This is a genomic window from Brevirhabdus sp. (assembly GCF_052826345.1).
In genome coordinates this window covers 1-8,470 of record NZ_JBRBUA010000057.1, presented here as the reverse complement: position 1 = coordinate 8,470, position 8,470 = coordinate 1, and the positions used below count along the sequence as shown (strand labels likewise).

General features: G+C 69.2%; 10 protein-coding genes. 7 read left to right on the top strand and 3 right to left on the bottom strand.

Annotated elements, in window-relative coordinates:
- Positions 1–307: 307 nt before the first annotated feature.
- Positions 308–730 carry a group III truncated hemoglobin gene (locus tag ACU0BR_RS06865; RefSeq protein WP_446156106.1) on the bottom strand — a complete coding sequence of 141 codons (423 nt, stop codon included), beginning with the start codon at positions 728–730 and terminating at the stop codon, positions 308–310.
- Between the two features lie 130 nt (positions 731–860).
- On the opposite strand from ACU0BR_RS06865, the gene ACU0BR_RS06860 reads away from it, so the two are divergent.
- The 3 genes from ACU0BR_RS06860 to ACU0BR_RS06850 are packed head-to-tail and all read left to right on the top strand — an operon-like array spanning position 861 to position 2,255.
- Positions 861–1,295: an RrF2 family transcriptional regulator gene (locus ACU0BR_RS06860; RefSeq protein ID WP_446156105.1), complete on the top strand. Its 435-nt coding sequence runs from the start codon at positions 861–863 to the stop codon at positions 1,293–1,295.
- Positions 1,292–1,528 carry a DUF6522 family protein gene (locus tag ACU0BR_RS06855; RefSeq protein WP_446156104.1) on the top strand — a complete coding sequence of 79 codons (237 nt, stop codon included), beginning with the start codon at positions 1,292–1,294 and terminating at the stop codon, positions 1,526–1,528. Before ACU0BR_RS06860 ends, ACU0BR_RS06855 begins: the two co-directional genes overlap by 4 nt.
- Positions 1,529–1,583: 55 nt before the next feature.
- Positions 1,584–2,255 carry an NnrU family protein gene (locus tag ACU0BR_RS06850; protein ID WP_446156103.1) on the top strand — a complete coding sequence of 224 codons (672 nt, stop codon included), beginning with the start codon at positions 1,584–1,586 and terminating at the stop codon, positions 2,253–2,255.
- A gap of 54 nt (positions 2,256–2,309) precedes the next feature.
- Here ACU0BR_RS06850 and nirK read toward each other — a convergent pair whose 3' ends face one another.
- Positions 2,310–3,539, bottom strand: a complete 1,230-nt coding sequence (gene nirK, locus ACU0BR_RS06845; RefSeq protein ID WP_446156102.1) for a copper-containing nitrite reductase — start codon at positions 3,537–3,539, stop codon at positions 2,310–2,312.
- Between the two features lie 327 nt (positions 3,540–3,866).
- Between nirK and ACU0BR_RS06840 the strand changes: the two genes are divergently transcribed.
- Positions 3,867–4,589, top strand: a complete 723-nt coding sequence (locus ACU0BR_RS06840) for a Crp/Fnr family transcriptional regulator (RefSeq protein WP_446156101.1) — start codon at positions 3,867–3,869, stop codon at positions 4,587–4,589.
- Here ACU0BR_RS06840 and ACU0BR_RS06835 read toward each other — a convergent pair.
- Complete coding sequence (locus ACU0BR_RS06835; protein WP_446156100.1) at positions 4,586–5,053, bottom strand: hemerythrin domain-containing protein; 468 nt, start codon at positions 5,051–5,053, stop codon at positions 4,586–4,588. The two genes, ACU0BR_RS06840 and ACU0BR_RS06835, sit on opposite strands and share 4 nt — an antisense overlap.
- Positions 5,054–5,184: 131 nt before the next feature.
- Between ACU0BR_RS06835 and ACU0BR_RS06830 the strand changes: the two genes are divergently transcribed.
- The 3 genes from ACU0BR_RS06830 to ACU0BR_RS06820 all read left to right on the top strand — a co-directional run.
- Positions 5,185–7,434, top strand: coding sequence for a heavy metal translocating P-type ATPase (locus ACU0BR_RS06830; protein ID WP_446156099.1), 2,250 nt, complete (start codon positions 5,185–5,187; stop codon positions 7,432–7,434).
- Positions 7,431–7,604 carry a cbb3-type cytochrome oxidase assembly protein CcoS gene (ccoS, locus tag ACU0BR_RS06825; protein WP_446156098.1) on the top strand — a complete coding sequence of 58 codons (174 nt, stop codon included), beginning with the start codon at positions 7,431–7,433 and terminating at the stop codon, positions 7,602–7,604. Before ACU0BR_RS06830 ends, ccoS begins: the two co-directional genes overlap by 4 nt.
- Positions 7,601–8,470 (top strand): cbb3-type cytochrome c oxidase subunit I (locus ACU0BR_RS06820; RefSeq protein WP_446156097.1); only part of this gene is annotated, 870 nt, incomplete at its 3' end. The genes ccoS and ACU0BR_RS06820, both read left to right, overlap by 4 nt.

Below are 8,470 nucleotides of genomic sequence, written 5' to 3'. Positions count from 1 at the left end.
CCCCCGCCGGGGGGGGGGGGGGGGGGGGGGGGGGGCGGGGGGCCCCCCCGCCCCCCCCGGGCTCCGGGGGGGGGGGGGGGCGGGGGCCGGGGCGGGGGGGGGGGCCCCGCCCCCCCCCCCCCCGCCCCCCGCCCCGGGGGGCGCCCGGGGAGCCCCCCCCCCCGCCCCGGGTTTTTCGTCCTCCGGGCGGGACAGGGCGGCGGCGAGAGGGCACCGCCCATGGATGCGCCGAAGCCTGCCGCCCCGCGTCCCGCGGCCCGCAACTGGACCCATGCGGATCGCCGTGCCATCCGGCGCGATGCGCCGGTCATGTCGGCCCCAGTTTCGGAGGAGCCGCGGAGCAGCCGTAGCCATCGCGTTTGTCCAGGATGTTGCCATGAATCGACGCGGCTATGCGTCTGGCGCGCGTGATCACATGCTCCGCCCCTTCGGGTGTGCAGATTTCCCGCGCGGTTTGCGAAAACAGCTCGAGCCAGCGGTCGAAATGCGCCTGCTCGACCGGCAGGCCCAGATGCGCCAGCATGGGTGAGCCGTGGTAGCGGCCGCTCATCAGCGCGACCGAGGACCAGAAATCGACCATCCGGTCGAGATGCGGCGCCCAGTCCGAAATCCGCTCGGCAAAGATCGGGCCAAGCATCGCATCGCGCCTGACCCGGTCGTAGAACCCGTTGACCAGACGGCGCAGCACGGCATCGTCCAGCCCGGTCTGCTGCATCAGCCTGGCCGTCACCTGGGGTCTGAGGGTGGCCGCGTCTTTGGGTGGGGGAATCGGGGAGGGCATGGCATTCTCGCTTGAATGAGTATTTCAAATACTATTTTATGAGATGCACATCGCGACGTAAACCCACAGGGAATGAGAAATGCGCCTGACCTCTTTCACCGACTTCGGCTTTCGGGCCCTCATGCGGATCGCAAGCCAGCCCGAGCGCGCCTTTTCCACCGCCGAGATCGCGGATGAATTCGGCATTTCGCGCCATCACCTGACCAAGACCATGGCCGCCCTGGCCAACGCGGGCTTTCTGACGACGCGGCGTGGTGCCGGGGGCGGCGCGATGCTGGCGCGCCCGCCCGAGCAGATCGGCCTGGGCCACGTCATGCGTGTTCTGGAACAGGATCAGCCGGTCGTCGAATGCTTCCGGGGCGATGGCGGCACCTGCGCGATCACGGCCGAGTGCCGCCTCAAGAGCTACCTCAACGAGGCCGAGGCCGCGTTTCTCGCCCGGCTCGATGCCTATACGCTGGCAGATTGTGCGCTGGCACCGCGCGCACGGCCCCTGGCGGACGCGCTGCCATGAAGCTGACCGTGACCGTCGCCGACGAGCTCGCCCCGCTTCTCGAGCTGGAGCCCGCCGCGCTGCGCCGCCAGATGCGCGACGGGACCGTCACCACCCTATACGAAACCGGCCAGGATGAGGATGAAGGCCGGTTCCGCGTGACCTTCCGCTCCGCCGACTGGCGGGTCAGGCTGACCTGCGCGCGCGACGGAACCGTCCTGAAAAGGCTGCGCAACCGGCGCAGCACGCGATGAGACGGCGCAGGCACACCGGGGCGGACCGCACCCCCGCGCCTTTGGCTGCCAGCGCATGACGGGCTGGGTCGAATTCGCCGCCGTCTTCGCGGTCTTCTTCCTCAGCCATTCGGTGCCGACGCGGCCGGCCGTGCGTGCGCGGCTTGTCGCGTATCTGGGGCAGGGCGGCTTCGGCGTCCTCTATGCGGGCCTGTCGCTTGCGGTCCTGGCCTGGCTGATCGGCGCGGCCGGGCGCGCGCCCTTTGTCGAGCTTTGGCCCCGGCAGGCGTGGCAAAGCGGCGTGCCGTTGATCGCCATGGCGCTGGCCTCGCTGATCGCGGCCTTTGCCATCGCGCGTCCCAATCCCTTTTCCTTCGGCGGCGGCGCGCGCGGGTTCGATCCCGCACGGCCGGGCATCGTGCGCTGGCTGCGTCATCCGCTGCTGGACGCGCTGGCGCTGTGGGCCGCGAGCCATATGGTGCCCAATGGCGATCTGGCGCATGTACTGCTTTTTGGCATCTTCGCGGGTTTCGCCATCGCGGGAAGGCGCCTGCTCGACCGGCGAAAGCAGCGCGAGATGGGGTCGGATCGCTGGACCGCCCTGCGCGCGGCGGTCCGATCCGGCCCCGTCATCCCGCGTCCGGTCTCGATCGCCGGCGTGGGGATCCGGCTGATCGCGGGGGCGGGTGGCTTCGTCGCGCTGGTGATGCTGCACCCGCTCGTCATCGGCGTCTCGCCCTTGCCCTGAACCCTGCGGCCCGCGCGGCGCGCGCGCGGGGGGGGAGGCGGCCGCGCCGCCCGATTATGTCTCGATCGCGCGGGGCGGGACGAGCTGTTCCATCAGATGGTTGTCCCATTCGCCGTCGACGACGAAATGGCCCACGGCCCCCAGCAAGGCGGCCTCGATCAGGTTATGGTTGACGTAGGCGTAGAGCCCCGGCTGCTCGAACGTGTAAAGCGCCGCCATGGCCGATCCGCCCCGGCAAAGCCAGGTTTCCAGCCCGCTCAGCGGCGGATCGCTGAAGGATCCGGTCTCCCAGACGTGATTGCCATGCGCGCCGATCAGATGCGGTCGGCTGTCGCGATTGGCCTGGTTATGGATCATCAGCACCGTCTTGCCGACCTCCGACCTGATCGCGCCGCGCCCGGTGAGAGCGCCCACCGCGCCGTTGAAGACCGAATGCGTGGGCGTCAGCGACCGCATCGCCTCCAGGCTGTCGGCATAATCCTCGCCCGCCGTGGCATATTGCACGAAATCGCCGTTCTCCTGCCGTGGCAGATAATAATCCTGCTCGCCTATATAGGCGATCTGATCATAGCGCAGCGGGTTTCCCGCGCCATCCTTCAGCCCGTCGCGCGGTAGCACCATGACCGCGCCGTTCATGCCGTGGCAGACGTGATAGGGGATCATCGCGCCGCCCGGCGCGCAGTGATAGGTAAAGCAGCCGGGTTTCGTCGCCTTCCAGCGCAGCACCGTCTCTTCGCCGGGATAGATGTGGGTCAGGGCGCCGCCGCCGAGCGCCCCCGTCGAGGCGTGGAAATCGATGTTGTGATCCAGCATGCTCGTGACGTGGTTTCGCAGGGTCAACTCGACGTAATCGCCTTCGTGCACGATGATGAGCGGCCCGGGGACGGAGCCGTTGTAGGTCAGCGCCCAGATGCTGGCGCCGGTATCCTCATCGACCACCATCAGCCGCTCGCGGCAGGTCATCTCGACCTCGACGATTTTCGGCGGGCCGTCGGCGATCTGCCTGTGTTCGGGCGCGCCGGGTGGCGGCACAAGATGCTGGCGGACCCGTTGCAGACCGGACAGATCCGCCGGTTCCGCCCGCGCGATCGCCTCGGCCTGGACCGGCAGCGGCTGCGCGCCGCGCTGTTGCGCGCGGGGCCGCAGCCTGGCGGCGGGAAAGGCCTGCGCCACGCCGCCGCTCAACGCCGCCGCGCCCGCGAAAGCGGCCCCGGCAAGCAGCCCGCGGCGGGTCGTGGCCAGGGGGTTTGCGCTGGATTCATGCCTTGTCCGATGGGTTCTCATCTTCGCCTCCCGACGGCTGAGTTGCGTGAAGTGCCGCCACCCTTTGGGGTGACGGCTGGGACAGGGGCTGTCCGCATTTGCAACACCGCGCTTTGCACCCCCGGGCGAAACCGTCGGCGTCATTGCCGCAGGACCCGCGCGGGGTGGTACTCGTATTAATTACCATAACACTTCTTCTTGGATTGCTGCGGATGCCCCCCCGGTGTAGATCACTCGGGACGCCGCCCTTTGATCCAGGTCAATAAAATGCAAATTTACTTCTGCCGTTTCGGCGCGCGCGTTCCAGTTGGAGCTTTACTAACCATATCAACAGGATAAGCTTATCCCATGCGTATCGATATCCACAGTGCGGAGGTCCCGGTGCTTTGTCGTGCCTGCGAGGCGCGGCATCGCGGCATTTGCGGCGCGCTCGATGCGCGGGAGCTTTTGCGGCTGGGCCGGATCAGCAGCAGGCATGAATACGACGCGGGCACCACCCTTGTGGCCGCCGGCGAACGCGGCGATCACTGCTCCAACATCCTCAGCGGCGTCGTGAAGCTGTCGAAGCTGCTGCCGGACGGGCGCCAGCAGGTGGTCGAGTTGCAGTTCGCGCCCGATTTCATCGGCCGTCCCTTCGGCGGGGAAAGCGATGTGCTGGTCGAGGCGGCGACGGATGTGCGGCTGTGCTCTTTCCCGCGCGATGCGCTCGAGACGATGATGGCAGGCTCGGGCGCGCTGGAAAACCGCCTGCACCGTCAGGCCCTGCGCCAGCTCGACGATGCGCGCGACTGGATGATGACGCTCGGCCGCAAGAGCGCGGCCGAGAAGGTGGCATCCTTCCTCCTGATGCTCTCGCGGCACCTGCATCCGCAGGTCGAGGGCTATTCGACGACCTTCGGTCTGCCTCTCGGGCGCTCCGACATCGCCGATTTCCTCGGCCTCACGGTGGAAACGGTCAGCCGCCAGCTGACCCGGTTGCGCAAGGACGGCATCATCGAAATCGAAAAGGCGCGCCACATCGGCGTGACCGACCTGGACAGGCTTAAAGACGTCGCCGCGAACGCCGCCTAGGCTTCTGCGCGCTCGGTCCGACGAAAGAGCGGCAGGATGATGTCCCGGTCGAAGGCCGTGTGCCGCAGCAGCGGCTGGAAAAGCCCGCGTATCAGATAACCCAGTCGATCGGCATCCGCGTGCCGCGGCGCGCTGAGGAAACACAGGATCGTTTCGGCCACGACGGCGGCGTGATCCTCGTCCTCCACATGCTCGGCCCTGAGGCGGGCAAGCGTCGGGGCGATGGCTGCGTCGCGGTGCAGTATCGCGGGAAAGACGTGGGTTTCCTCCAGATCCTGACAGGCGCGCAATACCGGATGCAGCGCATCCGCCAGTCTTCGGGCCGCCAGCGTATCGACCGCGTGCGGCAGCTGGTCGGCCAGCGTTTCCAGGTCGCGGCAGATCTGTTCCTGCCGCGCAATCAGCAGCGCGTACCGTACCGAGGTACGACCGCGCAGCGGGCCGGTGATGTGTGACGGTTGCACCCGTGCGCCTCCTGCGGCGAAATGACATGCGGGGCAGGTTAGGCAATCAATCCCGTCGGGAATTGATCTGGATCAAGAATACCGGGTCGCCGCGGCGGTAGGGGTCGGGAAACAGAACCCAAGGTCCCCGGATGCCCGCAGCCGCCGCCATCAGCCCGCACCCCGAAGCGTTCACATTGTCCGCGCCGACGATCCGGTGCGGGGGCTGCGTGGCGGCGATCGAGAAGGCGCTCGGCGCGCGGGCGGATGTGGCGCAGGTGCGTGCCAATCTGACGCTGCGCCGGATCACCGTGGTCCCCGCGCCGGGATCGGAGGGGCTGCGGCGCCTGCGCGACGGCGTGCTGGCCGATCTGGACCGGATCGGCCATCCCGCCACGCCCATAGACGCCGCCGATCTGTCGGTCGAGGATCGCGACGAGATCGCGCAGGCATTGCTGCGCGCCATGGCCGTGGCCGGGTTCGGCGCGATGAACGTCATGTTGCTTTCGGTGGCGGTCTGGTCCGGGGCCGGCGGCGCGACGCGAAACAGCTTCCACCTGATGTCGGCGGTGATCGCCGTGCCGGTCGTGGCCTATGCGGGGCGCTTCTTCTTCGGCTCGGCCTTGCGGGCGCTGCGGCGCGGACGCATGAACATGGACGTTCCCATCGCGCTGGCCATCGCGCTGGCGACGGGACTGAGCCTGATCGAGACGGCGCGCGGCGGCGAGGATGTGTTCTTCGACGCGGCGGTGACGCTGACCTTCTTCCTGCTGATCGGCCGCTATCTCGACCACCGGATGCGCGCGCGGGCCCGCAGCGCGATGACGGGGCTTGCGCGGCTTGCCGTGCGCAGGGCGGTGCGGATCGGCGATGCGGGCGATCTGCAAGACATCCCCGTCGAAACGGTCGCGCCCGGCATGGTCCTGAGGATCGCGGCCGGAGAGCGCATCCCCGTCGACGTGCGGATCATATCCGGCGCGACCGATCTGGACCGGGCCCTGGTGACGGGCGAATCCACGCCCGTCGCCGTGGGCGTGGGTGCCGAGGTCGAGGCCGGGGCGATGAACCTGACCGGGCCTGTCGATGCGCGCGTCCTGCGTCCCGTCAGCGCCAGTTTCCTGGCCCGGATGATGGCGATGCTGGCCACGGCCGAGGAAGGCCGCGGGCGCTATGTCCGCGTCGCCGACCGTGCGGCGCGGCTCTATGCGCCGCTGATCCATCTTCTGGCGCTGATGACCTTCGTGGGCTGGATGGCGGCGACCGGCGACTGGCAGCGCGCCGCCTTCGTGGCGATCAGCGTTCTGATCGTGACCTGCCCCTGCGCGCTGGCTCTGGCCGTGCCGACGGCGCATGTGGTCGCGGCCGGCCGGCTGATGGCCGAAGGCATCGTGATGAAGGACGGGTCGGCGCTGGAACGGCTGGCCGACGCCGACCGCGTCGCCTGGGACAAGACCGGCACGCTGACCACCGCAAGGCCGTGCCTGCGCAGCCTGCCCCGGATGAACCCCGCCCAGGCAGCCGCCGCCGCCGCCCTGGCGGCACGCTCGGCGCATCCGGCGGCGCGGTGCATCGCCGCGCGCCTTGCCGCCCCGGTCACGCCCCCCGCCGACATCGCCGAGCATCCCGGCTTCGGCATCGAAGGCGTGATCGGCGGGCGGCGGGCACGGCTGGGCCGGGCATCCTGGGTGGCCGGGATCGCTGCCGGACCGTCGCCGGGCAGCGGACCCGCCTTTGCCTTCGAGGGGGGCGTGATGCTGCGTTTCGCCCTGGAGGAGACCCTGCGGCCGGGCGCCGTCGACGCGGTGGACGCCCTTGCCCGGATGAAGCTGCGCGGCGAAATCCTGTCGGGCGACGCGGCCCCCGCCGTGGCCCGGATCGAGGCGCGGCTGGATCTCGACGGTGCCGGTTCGGGGATGAGTCCGGCTGACAAGATCGCGCGGCTCGAGGCGCTGCGCGAGCGCGGCATCCGGGTTCTGATGGTCGGCGACGGCCTCAACGATACCGCGGCGCTGGCCACGGCGCATGTCTCGATGTCGCCCGCCTCGGCCTCGGAGGCGGGCCGCGCCGCCGCCGATCTGGTGTTCCTGCGCGACGACCTGCGCGCCGTGCCGATGGCCGTCGGCATCGCGCGGCGCACGGGGCGCATCGTGCGCCAGAATTTCGCCCTCGCCCTCGCCTACAACTGCATCGCCGTGCCGCTGGCGGTCGCAGGCCTCGTCACGCCGCTGATCGCCGCGCTCGCCATGTCGGCGTCTTCGGTCGCGGTGGTGGCGAATTCGCTGCGCCTGAACCGGCGCGCGGAGACTGCCCTGCCGGCCGCCCCTACCGCCTCGATTGCCCTGGCCACGACGCCGGGGTCCGCCGCGGCCCGCGATGTCAGCCCGCGGGGCGTGCCGACATGACCATCCTCTATCTGCTGATCCCGGTCACCCTGACCATGGGGGCCATCGGCCTCGGCGCCTTCTTCTGGAGCCTCCGCAGCCGCCAATACGACGACCTCGCAGGTGACGCCGAGCGCATCCTGCATGGTGACGACACACCGCTTCGCACACATAAGGAGACCCCGAAATGATGACGCGCCTGACCCGAGGAGAACGACAGGGCGCCATGACCCTGTCGGCCGCGGTCGCCCTGGCGGGACTCGCCATGGCGGCGGCCGGGCGGAACGACCCGATGGGGGCGCATGGCTGGCTCATCCTGATCGTCGCCACGGCGCTGTTCTTCGCTGTGGGCCGGGCGCTCTACGAGCCGGAGCCGACGGAAGACCGCGCGGCGCATTACTACGACGACCCCACCAAGGTCGGGCTGCTGCTCGCGCTGGCCTGGGCGGTCGCGGGCATGGGCGTGGGGGTCTGGGTCGCGGCGCAGCTTGCCTGGCCCGACCTGCGGTTCGACGCCGCCTGGTCCAGCTTCGGGCGCATCCGCCCGGTCCATACCTCGGGCGTGATCTTCGGGTTCGGTGGCAACGCGCTGATCGCCACGTCCTTTCACATCATGCAGCGCACCAGCCGCGCGCGGCTCGCCGGTCACGTCTCCCCCTGGTTCGTGCTGCTGGGCTACAACCTGTTCTGCCTCGTCGCCGCGACGGGCTATCTGATGGGCGTCACCCAGTCCAAGGAATACGCGGAACCGGAGTGGTACGCCGACATCTGGCTGGTGATCGTGCTGGCGGTCTACTTCGTGCTTTACATCCGCACCCTGGCGCGCCGGAACGAGCCGCATATCTACGTCGCCAACTGGTACTACATGGCCTTCATCCTGGTCGTCGCGGTGCTGCATATCGTCAACAACATGGCCGTCCCCGTCTCCTTCGGCGCCGCCAAGAGCTATTCCGCCTTTTCCGGCGTGCAGGATGCGATGACGCAATGGTGGTACGGGCACAATGCCGTCGCCTTCTTCCTGACCTCCGGCTTTCTGGGAATGCTCTACTACTTCCTG